Source organism: Listeria sp. ILCC792 (assembly GCF_900186135.1).
GTDB lineage: Bacteria > Bacillota > Bacilli > Lactobacillales > Listeriaceae > Listeria > Listeria goaensis.
In genome coordinates this window covers 95,620-113,361 of the sequence record NZ_FYBO01000003.1, presented here as the reverse complement: position 1 = coordinate 113,361, position 17,742 = coordinate 95,620, and the positions used below count along the sequence as shown (strand labels likewise).

Genomic DNA, 17,742 nt, shown 5'->3' with positions numbered 1-17,742 from the left:
GAGAAAATCTTGGGGTCGACAGAAAAGTCTTTTTGAGTTAAGATAGGAGTAAGGCTCGCGAGGGCACCTCTATGTATTGTGAAATGTAAATGCAGGCGCTAAATTTGTGGCTTTTTCACCAGCTTCCCACCATCTATGTATTGTGAAATGTAAATGCAGGCGCCTTTAGCCAGTTAAACAGTTCGGTCGCGTTTTAATCTATGTATTATGAAATGTAAATGTTACGGTGTATTGTTTTCCTGTCGTTAAACCGGAGCTCTACATGTATTATGAAATGTAAATACATGTAGAGCTCCATTTTCTATCTCTTCGTAAGTGTTTTAATCTATGTATTATGAAATGTAAAAGTTGGTGTATATTTCTAAGGCTAAGAATAAAAATTCAGTGTAAAGAATGCTTGAATCTTTTTAAAGCCATTTTTAGATTCGAATAAGTGTGTCTAGCTCCTCCTGGTGTTAGGCACACATCTCCTGCCTCGTCTAGTACGATTGCTTTTTTAGTAGAGATAAAGGAATGACTCACTTCCCTTGATTGGCTTTCTTTTTCTTAGGCTGATATTTGTTTAGCTTGGAAGATATCGGGTAAAAAATACTACTCCGCAAAACTTTTTATGAATAAATTTAGTTGACCTCTCTTTTTAGGAGTGGTCTTTTTTTGTTCAAAAAATAGACACATCTATACACCTTCCTAAATGGTATACTAAATGCGAGGAGGGAGATGGAATGAGTCGAATTGATATGGCAGAGGTACGTCATTTTCTCACAACATTAAAACAAACGAATGCGAATGCGCGAACGTGGCTACTGGATGTAAAACAAAGTGTCCAAGTTTATATAGAAGATACACGCTTATCGGGAAAGGCGGTTGAGGCGTCTAAGTCTTATTTTGAAAGCAGTTACCCAGCTTTGATTGATACTATTTTACAAGCATTTGACACCAGTGAGGAACTCTTGGCGCAGTATATTCAAGACTTTCATCATCAGGTGGATGCTTCCCCAGATGCCCGAATTGATGCAGAAATACTCGGACAAGTGGCAGAAAAAGTGGCAAGTATTCGAAAGAAACAAGAAGCGTTACGGCAATCGTTATCCAGTTCAACAGCAGGACTTTATGAAGGAAGAGCCCAGACATTACGTCTTGAGTTTGTCGAAGCAGTGGAACAAGAAAAGATTCTCGAAAAGTACTTGCAATTTGAACAAAGCCATACGAATTTTTTCGCCCCGTTTAGTGAGCTTGTACGCGCCGTGCAACGTGCCGTGGATGCGCTACAAAATCAGGTGCGCTTTCATGAACAGACGGGAACATATAAGGTAGCAGAAACTTTTGCCCCTGCCATGGAAAGCTTGCGGAAGTCGTTAGATCAAGCACGTGGCATGGATTCGAAACTAAATGAAGCGTTAGAAGATTACCACGTGTTTGCGGTTGTTTACAAAGACAATATGGGAAAAGATGCGGTGATGTGGATTTTAGAAAAGAACGGGGTACGGGTACAAAACCCTAAGTTACAAACATACATGGAACAGACAGGCCCCTATCAAGATGCGGATAAATATACTATAATCACATTAGAAGACCTCAATAAAAAGATAACAAAAGCGTGGAAAAAGGGCACCTATTATATGGACGGGAAAGTTTACTCTGGGGGAACGGGAAAAGTTTTACAAGCATCTGCGTATGTGCAGGAATGGAAAGGGAAATTTGATGAATCAGGCTTAACAGATGTGGTGCTTGGCTTGGGACTTAGTACGGCAGCGATTCGGTACAAAGATATAAAAGTGGATATGGTGGGTGGCAAAATCCCTATTAATGAGCATGCTAAAATTGCAAAAGCTTCCTTACATAATGTCAAAACAGACTCCATGACACTTGGGAAATATACACCAACCATAGAAAATGGTGTGGCTAACTGGGGGAAAGCTGGTCCAGATTCTTATATTGCCAAAGCTGGTAATGACTCGATGTATTTTGATTTAGGACAAAAATGGGGAGTAGTACAAAAGAAATATACGTTGTCTGATATTGAGATGTTTGAATATTTTAATGTTCCTGCACTAGAAAAGGCTATAGTTTCAAATAAATCAATTAAATTTTCGCATAACCCACTTGATTATGATAAAGGTTTTATAGTGGACGAGTGGGAGTATATAAAAGACAGGTTAAAGGTGACGGATAAAAATCTAATATTTAAGGATGGGTATTGGTATGTACAAAAATGAGATGATGGCAGAAAGTAAGAAGTTAAAAAGTTTAATTTCAGAATACTGGGGAGAAGAAGCTTCTGAAATAGAGGTAGAAATACCAGACAATACTCCATTTGGCATATTCTTTTTGGAAATGAAATTATACGGTAAATTCAAAGTGAAAATGGAATATGAACGTTCTACCTTAGGAATTAGCGTGAAAAATGAGAATTCTAATGATTATGTAATTCTAAGTAAAATGACTGACCAAAAAATTTATAGGGGTTTGCAAAGCTACAAAGAAAGTAATCTGAAACATAATTTTGAGGTGCTAAATAATCTCTTAAAAGATAAATAATCTAAATACGATGTTTCATAGTTATGATGAATTAACAAAAGAAGGAGATGTTTGGATTGCCAAAAAGTGAAGGATATGAAAGTATTAAAAATGAGTTAAAGGCTAAGCTAAAGAATTACTTTGGGGATAAAATAGATGATTTTATGATTTCGGGACAAACAGATACTCCGTAAACTATGTTTCATATGGAGTTTGAAATGTATAATTATTTTTATATAGCCTTAAATTTTGACCGTGGGAGTTTTGGCTGTGCCATTATTAATGGAGAGCTAGGTATAGGACTTGAAAATAGCCAAAAATGGTATGATAAAGCAGATTTAACCGTTTTTTGTAAAGAGCTTCAAGAAGATTTAGAGTCCCGAATCCCAGATAAGTTTTTACAAAGAAAAGGCTGGTTGGATTAATCATTTGTTGCACTATAAAAATCCCATTCTTTTTCCGTTGGCGAGTTTTATGGGGCAAAAAAGGGGCAAAAAAACATAAAATGGTGAAATATTGTTGATATATAATTGAGTGAATAAGTATACTTAAACCATTGATATGACAGCGTTTTGATATATTGTTGACACACCCTAGAATGTAAATTTCACTTGCGTAACTTACGCGGTAAAGCGGCTCGTATTAAAGAAATTCGTTAATTTAAAGGAAGCACCCTTTCAAAAGGGTGCTTTTTTTATTGGATAGAAATGATAAAACTAGAATATTTTTGTGGAAGTAATAAGGAAAATTACGATATGGAACTAGAAATATTCCAAAGTTTGGTGTGTGTGAAGAATTTCAAAACATTTATTTTAAGTTAATAGGAGAAAAGGTGGAACTTTTTTCGTGAGGAGCCTTTATTCATGGCTGAAAATTTACCAATTGTTGTTTTAAATGATGAAGTTATCAAAAAAGGTGGGCTTCTTATTATAGAAGAAATAGAACAAATTTTGGATATAGGGTTGTCGATACAGGTAGAAAATGAATAAGTTTATCCGTGTTTTTTAATGAAATCAAGCAATTTCACTAATAAATTCAGTAAAAAAATAAATTTTAATGAAGGGATATGTCACTAAACGTCTGAAAATTCAAACTTAGAAGAAGGGCTGTATAGCAGGAAGTTAGATTTTAATTGGTAAAATTTTCCTATTGACGTTTGGTGCCTGTGACTTTGTTTTGAAACAAAATGAAATGGAACAGTAGTTGTTTTGAAATGTTGCTATGTTATGATGAATCCCGTAGAAAAATTAAGGAGTTGTTTTTAAGGAATGAAAAAAAATGCATTAGGAATTGCCGTATCATCTTTTGTGATTGGAGCAGTAATTATCGCTGGAGGTCAATTCGTAGACGCTAAACAAATCAATGTAGCAAAGGGAGACACTCTATCCGAAATCGCCAAGAATAACAATACGACTGTCGATCAAATTGCCAAGGATAACAACATTTCGAATATTAATCTTATTTATATAGGTCAAGCGCTTGAAGTTGGAGAAGGTGGAAATGGCGTAGCTACTGCTGCACCTGCACCAGCTGCACAAAGCAAGCAACCGACACAACAACAACCAGCGCAAAAACAAACGCAACCTCGTCAAAGCGCGAGCGCATCAACTGGAAGTTCCACAGAGCAACAAGCGAAAGAATGGATTGCACAAAAAGAATCTGGTGGTAACTACGGTGCAGTAAGTGCAACAGGTAAATATATTGGTCGTTACCAATTAACGAACTCGTACTTAAATGGTGACTATTCTGCTGCCAATCAAGAACGTGTAGCTGAAAACTATGTGAAGAGCCGCTATGGTTCTTGGAGTAATGCGAAAGCACACCACTTACAAACTGGTTGGTATTAAAACGAAGGATTTTATAATCTTTGAATGACTATGTTTGGCTAGTATGAAAGATAGAGGCACTCTGTTGCCTCTATCTTTTTTTGCTTTAATACTATACAATAAACACGGAGAAATGTTTGGAGGATTATTATGCGGAAAATTGCCTTTATTTGTATTCATAATTCATGTCGCTCTCAGATGGCTGAAGGCTGGGGGAAAGTATTATTAAATGATATAGCAGAGATATATTCAGCAGGAACGGAGAACTATCCAGAAGTAAAACCGTTAGCAGTCGAGGTTATGGGGGAAGCAGGAGTAGATATAGCCGAGCAATATCCTAAATTATTGGCGGATATTCCTGGCGAAATAGATATAGTGATTACAATGGGGTGTGGCGTTTCTTGCCCTAATTTGCCGAGCCGTTATCAGGAAGATTGGGGCTTAGTTGATCCAAGTGGAAGCTCAATTGATAAGTTTAGAGAAACAAGGGACTTGATACAAAAGAAAGTTTCAGAATTACGAACAAGAATACTTGGTGGAGAGTTTGATAAATAAAAAATAGCAGGCTCACCTAGGCCTGTTCTTCTTTTATTGTAATCCGCTATTTAATTATGTTTTATTTTCAGGTATAATGTACTTTAGAATAAACAGAAAGTAGGGCAATTATGATTAATAGAAAAGCAGAATTTATCATGAGTATTATTGGTGCCAGTTTAGCAGCTCTAGGCGTCTTTATTATGGGAGGGTTTAGCATTATAATGCTATTTGCAGCATCGGTTGATCCAGTAGTGACACGTGATGATTTTATTGATATGTCATTTGGTATTGGATTTATTGCACTTAGCCTCTTGCTTGCTATTGCAGCTTGCGTGTTTGGTTTTATCGCTGCCTTTAAATTGAAAAATGGTGTTAGTGTAAAAGGCTGGTCAATCGTTTTAATTGTGATTGGCGGAATCAGTTTCTTTAGTTATGGTTTTGTAACGGGCGTTTTATTCCTTATTTCAGGAATTATGTCGCTAGCAAAACTTTCTAGTGAGAAAAATCAATTTGATTCATTTTAAATTATGAAAAGAGCCCGTGCTGCGTGTCAGCACGGGTTTTCAATCCTCATAAATTTCTATTTTATCCTTAATCGCTTGTTTGGTAAGATTATTTTTTTTCATATAACGAATGGCTCGTTTCACTGTGTAATGATATTCAAATACAAGTGCAATGAGTCCGAGGACGATAATACTCGTTAAAATGAGTGCTTCCTGCATCTAATCACCTCGCTTCACCTTAGTGTAGCACAGAATAAATGTGTTTTACAAAAAATCATGCGAGGGAAGTATGAAAAAATACAGCGTTATTGATATAATGAAAATATCTTATTTAAAAGGAGAAAACGAATGAAAAATACTTGGAAAGTAATTATTGGGATAGCGATTGCTTTGATTGTTTTAGGCGTGCCCTTTATTGCTACATATAATTCTTTAAATAAAAAAGAAAATGAAGTTTCTGCGCAGTGGGCAAACGTAGAAAGTAAGTTGCAACGCCGCTATGATTTAATTCCCAACTTAGTAAATTCAGTGCAAGGCAGCATGAAGCAGGAAAAAGAAGTTTTCGGTCAAATTGCCGAAGCAAGAACCGCTGTGTCTAAAGCTAGTACGCAAAGTGAAGAAATGAATGCGGCTAACCAAATGGACCAAGCTGTCACACGCCTAATTGCAACCGTAGAAAACTACCCAGAACTAAAATCAAGCGAGAATGTGACGCGTTTAATGGACGAGTTAGCTGGAACGGAAAATCGAATTTCAGTTGAACGAGATAAATATAATGATGTCGTCCGTTCCTACAATACGAAAGTGACAAGCGCGCCAACAAGCTTTGTTTCTGGCATGCTAGGCTTTGAAACGAAACCGTATTTTAAAGCTGTAGAAGGGGCGGATAAAGCGCCGGAAGTGAATTTCGACTAACTATAGAGGAAAGGGAGATGACGCGTTTTGAAACGGCTAACCTTTTTTACATTTTTTATTTTATTTCTGGCTGTTGTATTTCTGCCCAATCATGCACAGGCAGTCAAACTTCCTGAACCAACCGAGCAATTTTATGTTACGGATAGCGCGAATATTTTAGATGAAACGACGAAAAATATGATAATGTCGGTGAACTATGCGTATCAAAATCAGATGGAAAAGCCACAAATTGTGGTGGCAACGGTGGATTCATTTGATGGTTTAACCAAAGAAGAATACGCGCATCAACTTTTTAATAAGTGGAAAATTGGTAGTGATTCTCTCGACAATGGCGTTTTGATTTTGCTCTCAACTGGTGAGCGGGAAATTAAAATTGAAGTCGGCTACGGGCTTGAGGGCGCAATTACGGACGGTACGGCGGGTGAAATTTTAGACAATAACCTGACTTACTTAAAGGCGGATGATTATAACACGGGGTTGCGCAATATTTTTTCGGAAGTGGCTTTAAAAGTAAATCAAGAATATAACTATAAAGACGAAACGATTTTTAAGAACTACACTAACGAGATGCAACTGGCAAAAACGAATGGAGAGAAAGGCGCTTCAGGTAAGCTTAGTCCGGGCGTTATTGGCATCATTATTCTTGTAGTTGTTACATTTATTATTATTTCGATGATAAATGGCAGAGGCCCGCGCGGCGGTTCACGAGGTCCGTTTGATAGCGGACGGGGGCGTGGTGGCGGTCCATTTATCGGCGGCGGTTTTGGAGGCGGACGCTCAGGCGGCTCTGGTGGAGGTTTCGGCGGCTTTGGTGGCGGCGGAAGTTCTGGCGGTGGCGGAGCTGGGAGAGGCTTCTAAACGGTTATTTATGAAAGTCACGGTATTATATACTGTGGCTTTTTTGAATGCATATTGCTTTAAATAGAAAAAGAATTCAGGTATCGTAAAATGGAAAGTGATTATGAAAAGGGAGGAAGAAATGGCTGTTAATCGATTTTGGCAAGGGTTCCTGATTTTTTTCTTACTTATCCTTTTTCCGGCAACTCACGTAGATGCCCATGCCTATTTACAAAATTCAACACCGGCAGATGGTAGCAGTGTAGCTAAAATGCCGGCAGAAATTGTTCTTACATATAATGAAACGATCAAATCTGATTTTCCGCTAATTACAGTGACCAACTCGAAAGGGGAGCGAATTTCGACAGGAAAAACGCTTGTGTCTGCGGAGAATGATCATGTTGTTTCGGTGCATGTGGACGGAGAAGAAAAACCAGACGTGTACGCGGCAGAATGGCGTGTCGTTTCGGCGGACGGTCATCCAATTTCAGGTGTTATTTCTTTTAAAGTCGGTAAGACGGACAAAGAACTCCCGAAAACGATTGCTGAAACGCCAAACTCAGAAATAACGAACACCATTTTAAAAGACTTTCTTTATATAAGCTTTAGTATTGTTTTCGGTGTGTTGTTCGTTTTATTCGTTCTTTTCCCGCAGAAAGAAGCATTTTCGCGGCAAATGCTGAAACGGGCAAAAATCCTGACAGCTATTGGAATGGGGATGATGGGCAGCGTGGTGGCGCTTTTCCTACCGGTTCAAGTCAAAACCATGACATTTGGCGCCGCCCTGACGCCCGAACTCATACGCACATTTTTCGGCACGAGCACTGGGAAACTTTGGCTTACGCAATTCATTTTGTGGCTCATACTCGCTAGTTTGTTTTTCTTTTTGTTTAAAGGAAAAAGCCGGATTTTAATGCCGCTTCTTGCTGCCCTAACTTTGCTTGCCATCTTTATGACCAAAGCACTTAGTGGGCACAGCCAGGCGCAGGCGGACCGAATTGTTGCGACAACCGCTGACTTCTTGCATCTCATTTCGGCGAGCCTTTGGGTAGGCGGCATTATTACCTTGCTTTTCGTTGTCCCAAAACAAGAAGCCAAAGCAATGTGGAACCGATTTGCGATTTACGCGATGGCTGCGTTTGGTCTGCTCATTTTATCGGGCATTCTCATGTCCGTCATGAATATCGGGCAAATGAAAAACCTTGTCCAAACCGCGTATGGCATCACGCTACTCATCAAAATCGGCCTCGTCATTTTAATGGCGCTAATCGGTTTAGGCCACTACTTCTATTTGAAGAATACGCAAAAACAAATTCCGGTTAAAACGATTCTCATTGAAATGCTACTGGGCTTGCTTATTTTAAGCGCCGCGAGTATTTTATCTGACACGAAAACACCGCCCCCTGCGCCAAGCAAACCTTTCAGTGAGGTGATGGCGGACAAAAATGATCGAGCAAAAATTCGGCTGCAAATTACGCCGGCCAAAGTCGGAGATAACACATTTATAGCTCGTTTTTTAACCAAAGAAGGGGCTGTGCTTGAAGCGTTTCAACAAGTAACATTTAGCGCTAAGCATGCGGGCGGCCGTGCGCATGAGTTTCAGGGCGAGCTCGCGGAAAGCGGCGATTATGTCGCAAGCGGTTTATACTTAAATCAAATTGGAAAATGGGAAATTACGGTGCGCGGTTTAACGGAAAATTTTGAGACGATAGAACAAACATTTACTGTGCAAATAAAGGAGTAAGCGATGAAAAAATGGATTGTAATGTGTAGTGTAGCGATGTTAGTTTGGGGATTTCCTGCTCTTGTGAGCGCCCATGTCAGTGTTTCGCCTAGTGAATCGCAAACGGGAGCGTACGAGACGTATACGATGAAGGTGCCTGTTGAAAAAGAGAGTAACACGACGAAAATTGTACTTAAAATGCCTGCCGGAGCTACGTATGTTTCTTATGAGCCAGTGGCTGGATTTAAAACGACTTTTGATAAATCGAAAAATGTGATAACATGGGAGGCAACAGGCGCGGGCATTTTGCCAGGTCAGTTTATGCGTTTTAGTTTCATCGCGAGCAACCCGGAAAAAGCCGCTCAACTTAATTGGGATGCTTTTCAATACTATGCGGACGGGTTGATAGTGGAATGGACGGGGGATGCGAATTCGGATACGCCGCATGCGGTTACGACGGTGAATAAATCGAGCGTTCCGCAGACGGACGCGCATGGAAATACCACGAGCAAAGAGCAGGACGAAAAAAATGAATTCTCTGCTTGGCTCATTTACACGACACTTGGAATTAGCCTTTTAGCCATTATTGTTAGTTTGTTTGCTTTACTTCGGAAGAAAAAATAATACAAAATGGAGTGTGCTAGAAATGAGAAAAGTACATCATGTCGCGATTGGGAAGCCTAAGGAACTGGCGTTTTCGAGCAAGTCGAAAATGTTGACAGGAATTGAAAAAACAGGTGTGTTAGAAGCCCAGCTCACATTTCAAGGATTTGTTGGCGATGGACCGTTTAACATGAAGCATCACGGCGGCCCTGACCGTACGGTATGTGTGTTTCCAGTGGAACATTATGCGTATTTTGAGGAGAAATTTCAAAAGAAGTTACCAAAAAGTGCATTTGGCGAAAATTTAATGGTTTCTGGCATGCTTGAAAAAGATGTTGCGATTGGCGATATTTTCCAAATTGGTGAAGCGGTCATTCAGGTGACAGAGGCGCGTAACCCGTGTTCCACCATTGGAAAATATAATCATATGCCTGAACTCTATAAAGAAGTGCAGCAAACCGGCTTTACAGGCTACTTGTGCCGCACGATTAAGGAAGGGAAGATTCAGCAATTGGACGAAGTGATTTTGCTCGAAGCGGACGCGCACCAAGTTACGGTTGCTTATTGTCACGAGATGGTTTTACATAAAAAAGGAGCAAAAGCTGATTTCGAAAGGATTGCCGCCGTCAAAGCTTTGTCCGAACGCTACTATGAGTCCTTGCAGAAAAAGTTGCAAAACTCAAGTAGGTGACATCGCCAAACTTGGTCGAACATAGAGGGGATTTTAATCTACCGACTTATAATGATCTAGTTGATGCTGTTCAACTAGATGTAGATGAATACGTGAGTGTTAATACGAAGGCAATAATTGATTATATTCTTGAATAAAGTAACTGAACTTAAAAGATACTTTAATTTGAAGCTGTAGTGAGTAGACCACATCATTTTTAGATAATGTAAAGGTTGATTTTTCAATAATAAAACAGGAGAGAAAATCTTTTTTGATTTTCTCTCCTGTTTTAGATTCATCAAGAATTTATTGTTCCTCCACATCTAACTCCATAGCCGCTTCCGCATCTAAAATTACGGTTAAATTCGGATGCATCTGAAGAATGGAAGCAGGGACAGCGCTGTCGACCGGGCCAAAAAAGGCTTTTTTGATGATGCTTGCTTTTTTTCGTCCATTTGCAAACAAAACAATTGATTTGGCTGCCATTACGCTTTTTGGCCCCATCGTTACGTAAACGTCAGGACATTTGGATTCGTCGCCGCCAACTTCTGCAATTAAGATGTCGCGCATTTCAGGAATAGAGTCTGTTCGCACGAGTGTTGTTTCATCTGCGAAGGTTGTTGTTCCCGGAAGGTTGCCACAAAAGTGCCCATCTTCACCAATACCGAGCAAAATTAAATCTAAGCTGCCGTCTGCTTGAATACGAGCATCTTGATTTTGATAGTTTTCAGTATCTAAAACGTGAATGTTTCGTTCCGAAATTTTTGCCGGATGAAAGAAAAGGCGATTTAAATTTGTCATCGTCACACCAAAACCGCTTTCGCCAGCATAAGGAATTTCGTCAAAGTTATAAAAATGAACATTTTCCAAATAAGGACGCTCTTTTATCTCTGCTACTAAATACTCATACATTTTGACTGGCGTGTTTCCGGCCGTAATGGCTAAATTCACCCGATTTACTTGATACATTTTTCCAAGTAAAATATTCGCTGCAACTCTGCTCATCGACGCATAATCTTTTTCTACAATTAGTTTCATTAAATAGCTCCTCCTTTTTTGTTCTACAAGAAGTATACATTCTGTAATGCATTTCAGAGCAAGCTATTTTTTCTTTTTCATATCAAGATAACTTTCCAAAACAGCAATTTCCTTTTCATCAAGCTCTTCCACTTGGTCGATTGCTTTCGTAATATGCGAGATTTTTTCAGAACTGGTGGAAATTTTTCGTTGCTTACTCGCGTAGCTCATAATCGTACTAGTAATCATACCGATAAAACCGATACCGACAAGCATCATAATACTGGCTAAAATGCGCCCAATTGGTGTAATGGGAATGATGTCGCCGTAACCAACAGTTGTAGCGGTCACAATTGCCCACCAGATTGCATCAGGGTAGTCGTGGATATCTGGCTCAATCAGTACCATTGGAAGTGGAATGAAAATAACAAGTAGTAAGAAAATTAAAATGAAGCGATTCAGACCGTTTGTTTTTAAAAAATTAAAAAGAGGTGTTAAATAGCGATTTCCCATTGCAGTAAGGCGTAAAATATGGAATAGGCTCACGATTCGCGCTGCCCGAAAACCGCCGTATAATGGGATAATGGCAATTAGTTGGAACGGGTGTGTTTTAATGTAGCGTTTTTTGTCCTCTGCCCGAACGAGGCGGGAAAAATAGTCTAATGTGAAGATTCCCCAAATCACCCAATTTAAAAGGATTGTCCAAAAATTATGATAGGGAAGTAACGCGAGGGATAATATAACAAGTAAAAGCATGAATAATTCGTATATAAGTGTCCTTTTTGATATTTTCATAATCATCATCCTTTCATTCAAGTGAGACCGTGTTGCTTAAAGAAATTTGCAATGCCATCTTCATCTGGCGTACCTGTGACAAAATCGGCAATATTTTTTAATTCTTGTTTTGCATTTCCCATTGCAACACCGTAATTTACAAATTGGAGCATCTCAAAATCATTCATACCGTCCCCAATTGCAATTGTCTGTGCAGGGCTCGCATTGAGATGTGTCAGTAAGTAGCGAATTGCGACTTCTTTATTAATACCACGTAAAACAATTTCGCCGCTATTTTCTCCAAAAAGTGGAACAGTAGTATGTAAAATTGTAAATTTATCTTGATATGTATTTTTAACTTTTTCAAAAGGCACGTGTTCGCTCATAAATGAAATTTTGTTTACCGTAGTCAGTTCAGAAACGGGCTTTTCAGGTAAAAGTAAGTCAAAAAAGAAACTCAATTCGCTGGCGCGTTTTTGGTATTCGGCGTCCGTTTTGTTTAGCCCTTTAAAAATTTGTTTGCGAATTTCTGGAATGCATGTGTCACTTGCAAAAAGGCCGTCGTTTGATTCCAAATAGTAGCCGATACCTTCTTTTTTGAAAAAGCGAACGATGCTTGAAAGATCTGCTAAATCGAATTTTTTATGCAGAAGGAGCTTGCCTTGCTCTTCAATGTAGCCGCCGCCTGCGCCGATAAAGCCATCAAATTCAATATTTTTAATTTCGTCTGTGATTTCCGCTTTGGATCTGCCAGTGCATAAATAAACTTTATGCCCGTTTTGTCGTGCTTTATGAATGGCCACCCCAGCGGACTCGGGAACGCGGCCATAATCGTTACAAAGTGTACCATCAACATCAATGAAAATAATTTGTTGGTTCATGTCAAACTCCTTCAATGTTCTATTCTCACTTAGCTATCATAGCATATGTTGAACAAAAAAAACGAGCCTGAAAGGGCCCGTTTTAACGAATACGTAAACGATTTTTTTTGCTCCGCGCACCGAGCATACATAAGTAGCAGAAGAGCGCGAATAAAATGGTAATGATTAAACTGTGGAATAGTGCCACATAAAGATTAACCTCGGTGTAAACAGACAGGATACCTGTGAGCGCCTGAAGTGCTACGAGAATAACGGCGAGGACCATGCCATAGGTGAGCACGCGGTAATGTCTGTAATCACGGAAAACAAGCCATGTCACATAGAAAATCCAAACGACTAAAATGAAAGCGGCAATGCGGTGCCCATATTGAACATAATCTTGAATGGAATCTGGCCAAATGAATGTCCCGTCTTGGAATGGCCAAACTGGAACGGCGAGACTTGCGCGCTCATGTCGAACCAGTGCGCCGGTATAGACGGCTAAGTATGTATAGATGGTTAAAAAGTAAAGATTAAATCGCAGTTTCGTGCCCATCACTAAATTTCTGGCATCAAATTTGCGGTCAAACTCAAATATAAGTAGCGCCAGTAAAATGATTGCCGCATAACAGATAATGGAAATGCCAAAATGTAACGCCATGATGTATGGATTTTGGCCCCACATGACGGCGGCAGCACCCATGAAAGCTTGTAAAATTAAAAATAAAACAGCGATAATAGCGAGTGGTTTTGTTTCGCGGCGATCTTTAATTGTTCGCCAAGCGAGTATGGCCAACACAATAACAAAAATGGAAGCGAGTCCCGTTGTCATTCGGTGCGCGACTTCAATTAGTTTTTCCGTTGTAACGTCTGTCAGGCGAACGAGTTGTCCGTTGCAAAGTGGCCAAGTGTTTCCACAACCATCTGCTGAACCCGTTTTGGTCACCAAAGCCCCACCAAAAACAACAAATGTCATGAAAATAATCGTCAAGACGGACCAAATTTTAAGAAACTTATTCATGATTTCTTATTCTCTCCTTTTAGATGAATCTGTCATCAAACGTGCTTTTACACATTAATTTTATTGTAGCGAATTTTAAAACAGAAGTAAAGAATTCGTTATTTGGCGCTGTTTCACAAACTAAAACGAAATCTTTGCTAACAAATTCACATAACGCTTGCTTGGAATTAGTTTTATCCAGCCGAGTTTTGTGAAGCCGATTGATTGACAAAGCATGTCCTAATTTCACATAATAGACGTAGAGTGATTTACGCGTTTAAGGGGGAGAGATTTTGAACAGAATAGAGAATACTGGCGAGTTAAAAACAGGAGTTGCCAGTAAATTTACGGTTCGGGATTTCACGGAACTGGTTAAAATAGGAATCGTTAATTCCAATACAATTACAGCATTTACAGGAATGTGGCTTGCATTCCAGTTAAATGGTATTTCATTTATGCAAAATCTTGATGTGATGTTCTTTACGATTATTGGTTCTGCGCTCATCGTCGCCGCATCGGGCGCTTTTAATAACGTTATTGACCGTGATATCGACGGTAAAATGGAGCGAACGAAAAGCCGACCAACGATGACAGGGAAAATTTCGGGGAAAAAAGCACTCGTTTTAGCTTCTGTGCTGCTAATCATTGGTGTAGCGATGCTCTTTATGACAACTTGGCAGGCTGGTGTGCTTGGCATACTAGGCGTGTTTTTATACGTTGTGGTGTATTCCATGTACGCAAAACGAAATTTAGTTAGCAACACGGTTATCGGTAGCTTTTCAGGCGCTGTCCCGCCACTAATTGGGTGGTTTGCAGTTGACCCGACGTTTAGTTTAATCCCAGTGATGTTGTTTCTTGTGATGTTTTGCTGGCAACCACCGCATTTTTATGCGATTGCGATTAAGCGAAAAGAAGAATACCGCGCTGCTGGGATTCCTATGTTGCCTGTTGTAAAAGGCATCGAGCGGACGAGAAAAAGCATGGTCTTTTGGGTGCTACTTTTAAGTGTCTTGCCATTTTTTATGACCGAACTCGGCATCGTATATGTTATTTTAGCAACCGCACTTAATATTGGCTGGCTCGTTTTAAGCTTTTACGGCTTCAAAATGAAAGACAGCCTAAAATGGTCCCGCCTAATGTTCGTCTACTCACTAAACTACATGACCATTCTATTTGTCTCCATGATTGTAATTTCAATTTTCTTATAGGGGATGTCATCAGTCTCATTGTGCGTGGTACGTTTTGTTTGGCTTAAGTTTAGAGGTTTTCTACAAGCTGAAGTCCGATTTTAATCGGGCTTTTTTCTTTAAAAAATCTTTGAATTTTCCTCATCGTTTTTTTCCATTTCAGGTGATATAGTCAAGGGGAGAACGAAGAAATCGGAGTTGATTGTTATGAAAATAGCAAGTTTTGAGCGAATGACACAACTGCTTATCAGTGGAAAAGAACAAGAGGCTGAAAAAGAAAGCCAAAATATGATTACCGAGAATCCTTCGCATTACGCGGGTTACCTTTGCCTTGCTTATGTTTATGCAGAAACGAATCAAAATCTCGATTTAGCAACAAATTATATTGAACAAGCTTTATCATATAACCAAAATATTGTTGAAAATTACGTCGTCGGCATTGCCATCTACGAACAGTTACATAAACCAAAACGCGTCACAGAGCTCGCTCGCTTCGGTCTAACGCTTGATCACTCGCAAGCGAAATTTTACGAAGCTTTGGCAGAAAATGGGAGTGGAGGATTGGTAGAAAAAATCGCTTTGTACGAGAAAGCCCTATTTTATGCGCCCAACAATACGAGCTATATGGGCATTTTAAGCGAGGCTATTTTCAACCAAAATCCACGAAATCTGCGTGCGCTTGAGCTGGAAAACTTAGCTTTTGCGACAAAACCAGATGACATAGACAATTTAAATCGCTTTGCTAAAATGAATTATGCGCGCGGTGATTTTAAAAAGGCGCTTCAATACTCGGAGCGTGCTTTGTGTCTTGCGCCAGACAGAGAAGATTCGTGTGAGCTTTATGAGGAAGTGGAGCTTGCGCAAAATCCGTTTTTTGGCACGTATGAAAAAGTACGTCTATATACGCATCGTGTGCCAATTAGTGTTACTATACTCATCGTGTTAGCCTATGTGCTTCTTTTCATGTGGGCATTAAATTCAGTAGGCTATCTTGCGGTTGTCATGTGGATTATTCCGCTAGGGATTTTAATTGTCGCGATTTTAGTGCAAACTGGCACCCGGCAAAAGGAAACGATGCAAGCGAAGCAAAACCGGTATGTGCGCTTACCAATTGCGATTATCGCACTGATAATCCTGTTTATTCCGGCGGGGATTCAAGTTGTACATTTGGCGCTTGATGCGGTGAAACAGGAAGTGGCTGTGCCAAAAAGGCAAATGATGGTGCAGTCGCATGCGGAAAAAAAGATGCGCGTTGCGAATACGTCTGAAAATGCCACTTTTAGCGCGGATTATGACCGTGTGTTAGCTCTTCGGAAATTGCTTGAAAACGGAAAACAAAATGATGTTGCGCTTCTGGAATATGTCGCACGTTCGTATTTACCAACATTTAAACAGAAAATAGCAGATGCTAAAAATTATCATGCGTTTATGAATTTTAAGTTTTACCAAATGTTTGCACTGGACGGAGCGGAAAAAGCCTATTTGACGCAGGAAAATAATCAATTTGATGTCATTGTGCTTCTGGAAGACGGAAAAATTAGCCATGTCTATGGTGATTCTTGGACGACCGATAAAAAAGAAAAGCTTGCAATGGAAGGTATGATGCCGCATATCGTGGCGGACGGTAAATATACGGAAATTTATGAGTGAAGGCTAGTATTTAACTCGAAAAACGGCTACAATAGAGAAAAGGTTATTCGGGAGGCTAAAGTGTGAAATTTATTTTAAGAGTGATTGTGCTTCTTGTTATCAGCCTCTTTATTTTCTATAACACAGATTTATTTTTTCAAGCACCGACGGAAAAAAATGAGGCTTCTGAAAAAGTGAAGCAAGGAACAATCCTTCCTGAAGATAAAAAAACGAATGAATCGACTGAGGACATAGCGAATACGGACAGTATGGCAAGTTTTGTTAATCAAGACGTCAGTCAATTAAAAGAAAAATTTGGCGATCCCATTCGAATTGATAAGACGCCATATGGCTTTGAATATTATGTCTACAACCAACCGAATACAAGCTACATGTTGGTTGGCGTTTTAAATAATAAAGTGCAAACCATTTACGCGCTAGGTCAAGACTTAAATTTAACCCCATATAAAATTGGTATGTCTGTTGAAAAAGTATTTACAAATGCGAAATTGCAATCTGAAATCGCGTTTAATTATGAGAATAATTTTTATCGTTTTGAGCTATCCGAGAACGATTTAAACATGCGCCCAGTTGCCAATTTAGGCAGTGGTGTTTATGCCCAACTAAATTTCGACAAGGTAGACGGGAAGCTCGTGAGCGTGCGCTATTTGAACAAACTTTCCTTCATAAAAATGCATCCTTACGAGCTTAACTATCAAGGTGATATTTACGAGGAAGATGTTTCGGCGGCTTTATGGAGCGAAATTGATAAAGCGAGCGATATGCAAGTGCTCGAAATTACAAATGTGCTTCGTGAACGTTACGGGGCGGAACCTGTGGCGCTCGATCCAGATGTTGCGCGCGTAGCTTACGGTCATAGTGTGGATATGGCGAACAATAATTATTTTGACCACGACTCACCGACTGTCGGAACACTTTCTGACCGCTTAGAAAAGGGCATGGTGAAGTACACGAAGGCGGGCGAAAACATTGCATATAACTATTTAGATGCGGGCGCAACGGTTGAAGGCTGGTTAAATTCGCCAGGGCATCGCAAAAATCTGCTCGATAAAAGTTTTACGTATATGGGAGAGGGCACTTTCCAAAAATATTATACGCAAAATTTCATTACAAAATAAAAGAC

At 39.6% G+C, this 17,742-nt stretch carries 20 protein-coding genes; 15 read left to right on the top strand and 5 right to left on the bottom strand.

The annotated features are described in order from the left end of the window. Positions 1-722: 722 nt before the first annotated feature. The 7 genes from CFS60_RS05270 to CFS60_RS05245 all read left to right on the top strand — a co-directional run bounded on the left by CFS60_RS05270 (position 723) and on the right by CFS60_RS05245 (position 5,404). Positions 723-2,216, top strand: a complete 1,494-nt coding sequence (locus CFS60_RS05270) for a T7SS effector LXG polymorphic toxin (RefSeq protein ID WP_088838922.1) — start codon at positions 723-725, stop codon at positions 2,214-2,216. Beyond that, complete coding sequence (locus CFS60_RS05265) at positions 2,203-2,538, top strand: hypothetical protein (protein WP_088838921.1); 336 nt, start codon at positions 2,203-2,205, stop codon at positions 2,536-2,538. The genes CFS60_RS05270 and CFS60_RS05265 overlap by 14 nt, the downstream gene beginning before the upstream one ends. A 197-nt stretch (positions 2,539-2,735) precedes the next feature. Continuing rightward, positions 2,736-2,942 (top strand): hypothetical protein, encoded by a 207-nt coding sequence (locus CFS60_RS14030; protein ID WP_255387549.1) that lies wholly within the window; start codon positions 2,736-2,738, stop codon positions 2,940-2,942. Between the two features lie 438 nt (positions 2,943-3,380). After that, entirely contained in the window at positions 3,381-3,506 is a 126-nt protein-coding gene (locus CFS60_RS14025) for a hypothetical protein (protein ID WP_255387548.1), read from the top strand. A 279-nt stretch (positions 3,507-3,785) separates the two neighbouring features. Further along, positions 3,786-4,364: a LysM peptidoglycan-binding domain-containing protein gene (locus tag CFS60_RS05255; protein ID WP_088809539.1), complete on the top strand. Its 579-nt coding sequence runs from the start codon at positions 3,786-3,788 to the stop codon at positions 4,362-4,364. Between the two features lie 126 nt (positions 4,365-4,490). Then, positions 4,491-4,898 carry an arsenate reductase ArsC gene (locus CFS60_RS05250; protein WP_088809540.1) on the top strand — a complete coding sequence of 136 codons (408 nt, stop codon included), beginning with the start codon at positions 4,491-4,493 and terminating at the stop codon, positions 4,896-4,898. A 110-nt stretch (positions 4,899-5,008) separates the two neighbouring features. After that, the gene (locus CFS60_RS05245; protein WP_088809541.1) at positions 5,009-5,404 is read left to right on the top strand and encodes a hypothetical protein; all 396 of its coding nucleotides are present in this window, start codon (positions 5,009-5,011) and stop codon (positions 5,402-5,404) included. 39 nt (positions 5,405-5,443) lie between these two features. Here CFS60_RS05245 and CFS60_RS13825 read toward each other — a convergent pair whose 3' ends face one another. Next, positions 5,444-5,602, bottom strand: coding sequence for a hypothetical protein (locus CFS60_RS13825; protein ID WP_159457901.1), 159 nt, complete (start codon positions 5,600-5,602; stop codon positions 5,444-5,446). A gap of 129 nt (positions 5,603-5,731) precedes the next feature. On the opposite strand from CFS60_RS13825, the gene CFS60_RS05240 reads away from it, so the two are divergent. The 5 genes from CFS60_RS05240 to CFS60_RS05225 all read left to right on the top strand — a co-directional run bounded on the left by CFS60_RS05240 (position 5,732) and on the right by CFS60_RS05225 (position 10,152). Next, on the top strand, positions 5,732-6,298 hold the full coding sequence (locus tag CFS60_RS05240; protein WP_088809542.1) for a LemA family protein: 567 nt from the start codon (positions 5,732-5,734) through the stop codon (positions 6,296-6,298). Between the two features lie 27 nt (positions 6,299-6,325). Next, positions 6,326-7,156 (top strand): YgcG family protein, encoded by an 831-nt coding sequence (locus CFS60_RS05235; RefSeq protein WP_088809543.1) that lies wholly within the window; start codon positions 6,326-6,328, stop codon positions 7,154-7,156. Between the two features lie 121 nt (positions 7,157-7,277). Beyond that, complete coding sequence (locus CFS60_RS05230) at positions 7,278-8,879, top strand: copper resistance CopC/CopD family protein (protein ID WP_179946599.1); 1,602 nt, start codon at positions 7,278-7,280, stop codon at positions 8,877-8,879. A gap of 3 nt (positions 8,880-8,882) precedes the next feature. Continuing rightward, entirely contained in the window at positions 8,883-9,482 is a 600-nt protein-coding gene (locus tag CFS60_RS13900) for a YcnI family protein (protein WP_179946598.1), read from the top strand. Between the two features lie 22 nt (positions 9,483-9,504). Continuing rightward, positions 9,505-10,152: an MOSC domain-containing protein gene (locus CFS60_RS05225; protein ID WP_088816135.1), complete on the top strand. Its 648-nt coding sequence runs from the start codon at positions 9,505-9,507 to the stop codon at positions 10,150-10,152. A gap of 285 nt (positions 10,153-10,437) precedes the next feature. Here the strand turns inward: CFS60_RS05225 and CFS60_RS05220 are convergent, their stop codons facing one another. The 4 genes from CFS60_RS05220 to CFS60_RS05205 all read right to left on the bottom strand — a co-directional run bounded on the left by CFS60_RS05220 (position 10,438) and on the right by CFS60_RS05205 (position 13,803). Then, positions 10,438-11,169, bottom strand: coding sequence for a glucosamine-6-phosphate deaminase (locus CFS60_RS05220; protein WP_088816134.1), 732 nt, complete (start codon positions 11,167-11,169; stop codon positions 10,438-10,440). Positions 11,170-11,232: 63 nt separating this feature from the next. Further along, positions 11,233-11,943 carry a potassium channel family protein gene (locus tag CFS60_RS05215; protein WP_088809548.1) on the bottom strand — a complete coding sequence of 237 codons (711 nt, stop codon included), beginning with the start codon at positions 11,941-11,943 and terminating at the stop codon, positions 11,233-11,235. Positions 11,944-11,960: 17 nt separating this feature from the next. Then, positions 11,961-12,803 carry a Cof-type HAD-IIB family hydrolase gene (locus CFS60_RS05210; RefSeq protein ID WP_088809549.1) on the bottom strand — a complete coding sequence of 281 codons (843 nt, stop codon included), beginning with the start codon at positions 12,801-12,803 and terminating at the stop codon, positions 11,961-11,963. Positions 12,804-12,885: 82 nt separating this feature from the next. Continuing rightward, complete coding sequence (locus CFS60_RS05205) at positions 12,886-13,803, bottom strand: heme A synthase (RefSeq protein WP_088809550.1); 918 nt, start codon at positions 13,801-13,803, stop codon at positions 12,886-12,888. 272 nt (positions 13,804-14,075) lie between these two features. Here CFS60_RS05205 and cyoE point away from each other — a divergent pair, with 272 nt between their 5' ends. The 3 genes from cyoE to CFS60_RS05190 all read left to right on the top strand — a co-directional run bounded on the left by cyoE (position 14,076) and on the right by CFS60_RS05190 (position 17,737). Continuing rightward, complete coding sequence (gene cyoE / locus CFS60_RS05200; RefSeq protein ID WP_088809551.1) at positions 14,076-14,990, top strand: heme o synthase; 915 nt, start codon at positions 14,076-14,078, stop codon at positions 14,988-14,990. Between the two features lie 186 nt (positions 14,991-15,176). Next, positions 15,177-16,619: a lipopolysaccharide assembly protein LapB gene (locus CFS60_RS05195; protein WP_088838919.1), complete on the top strand. Its 1,443-nt coding sequence runs from the start codon at positions 15,177-15,179 to the stop codon at positions 16,617-16,619. Between the two features lie 62 nt (positions 16,620-16,681). After that, positions 16,682-17,737 carry a CAP domain-containing protein gene (locus tag CFS60_RS05190; RefSeq protein WP_088816131.1) on the top strand — a complete coding sequence of 352 codons (1,056 nt, stop codon included), beginning with the start codon at positions 16,682-16,684 and terminating at the stop codon, positions 17,735-17,737. Positions 17,738-17,742: the final 5 nt, after the last annotated feature.

Excerpts from the sequence above, each read along its gene's own strand:
- CFS60_RS05270 (WP_088838922.1), top strand. The coding sequence starts at position 723 with ATGAGTCGAATTGATATGGCAGAGGTACGTCATTTTCTCACAACATTA.
- CFS60_RS05265 (WP_088838921.1), top strand. The coding sequence starts at position 2,203 with ATGTACAAAAATGAGATGATGGCAGAAAGTAAGAAGTTAAAAAGTTTA.
- CFS60_RS14030 (WP_255387549.1), top strand. The coding sequence starts at position 2,736 with ATGTATAATTATTTTTATATAGCCTTAAATTTTGACCGTGGGAGTTTT.
- CFS60_RS14025 (WP_255387548.1), top strand. The coding sequence starts at position 3,381 with ATGGCTGAAAATTTACCAATTGTTGTTTTAAATGATGAAGTTATCAAA.
- CFS60_RS05255 (WP_088809539.1), top strand. The coding sequence starts at position 3,786 with ATGAAAAAAAATGCATTAGGAATTGCCGTATCATCTTTTGTGATTGGA.
- CFS60_RS05245 (WP_088809541.1), top strand. The coding sequence starts at position 5,009 with ATGATTAATAGAAAAGCAGAATTTATCATGAGTATTATTGGTGCCAGT.
- CFS60_RS13825 (WP_159457901.1), bottom strand. The coding sequence starts at position 5,602 with ATGCAGGAAGCACTCATTTTAACGAGTATTATCGTCCTCGGACTCATT.
- CFS60_RS05240 (WP_088809542.1), top strand. The coding sequence starts at position 5,732 with ATGAAAAATACTTGGAAAGTAATTATTGGGATAGCGATTGCTTTGATT.
- CFS60_RS05230 (WP_179946599.1), top strand. The coding sequence starts at position 7,278 with ATGGCTGTTAATCGATTTTGGCAAGGGTTCCTGATTTTTTTCTTACTT.
- CFS60_RS13900 (WP_179946598.1), top strand. The coding sequence starts at position 8,883 with ATGAAAAAATGGATTGTAATGTGTAGTGTAGCGATGTTAGTTTGGGGA.
- CFS60_RS05225 (WP_088816135.1), top strand. The coding sequence starts at position 9,505 with ATGAGAAAAGTACATCATGTCGCGATTGGGAAGCCTAAGGAACTGGCG.
- CFS60_RS05220 (WP_088816134.1), bottom strand. The coding sequence starts at position 11,169 with ATGAAACTAATTGTAGAAAAAGATTATGCGTCGATGAGCAGAGTTGCA.
- CFS60_RS05215 (WP_088809548.1), bottom strand. The coding sequence starts at position 11,943 with ATGAAAATATCAAAAAGGACACTTATATACGAATTATTCATGCTTTTA.
- CFS60_RS05210 (WP_088809549.1), bottom strand. The coding sequence starts at position 12,803 with ATGAACCAACAAATTATTTTCATTGATGTTGATGGTACACTTTGTAAC.
- CFS60_RS05205 (WP_088809550.1), bottom strand. The coding sequence starts at position 13,803 with ATGAATAAGTTTCTTAAAATTTGGTCCGTCTTGACGATTATTTTCATG.
- CFS60_RS05195 (WP_088838919.1), top strand. The coding sequence starts at position 15,177 with ATGAAAATAGCAAGTTTTGAGCGAATGACACAACTGCTTATCAGTGGA.